General features: G+C 37.8%; 1 pseudogene. It reads left to right on the forward strand.

The annotated features are described in order from the left end of the window. Positions 1-124 precede the first annotated feature (124 nt). Positions 125-516, forward strand: a pseudogene (locus tag ACS8FD_RS24605) (exodeoxyribonuclease V subunit alpha); the annotation flags it as partial.

Raw genomic sequence — 516 nt, forward strand, 5'->3', positions numbered from 1 at the left:
TAAAGATAATATAATAAAAAATAGCCTAAGCAATTATAATTTCTATTCAAAAACACTTAAGAATTATAAGTCGTATATAAATCAAACCAACAAAACTTTAACAAGGATAAAGGTAGCCAAATCCATGCCAACGGCAGAGTATATCGCAATTTTCGATGAACTAATTTCACTACTCAATCAATTTAGGGTGCTCACTGCCGGACATCATGGACGCTGCGGGGATCATTCTATTAATCGCTACCTAAGTGAGCAGCATCGCAATCAATTAAAACTACCCTTATCCAAATCTCCTTGGTACCACGGTCGACCTATAATGGTATTACAAAATAACTATGAACTCGGCTTGTTCAATGGCGATATTGGTATTTGTCTACAGACTGAAGGCGGGCGTTTGCAGGTGTTTTTTGAGAACAAACCACAAGGTATCTCAGTAAATATGCTCAGTGATGAGATGATTGCTACTGCGTATGCGATGACGATTCATAAGTCGCAAGGTTCTGAATTTGAGCATGTTGC

This window comes from Psychrobacter sp. 1U2 (assembly GCF_051847575.1).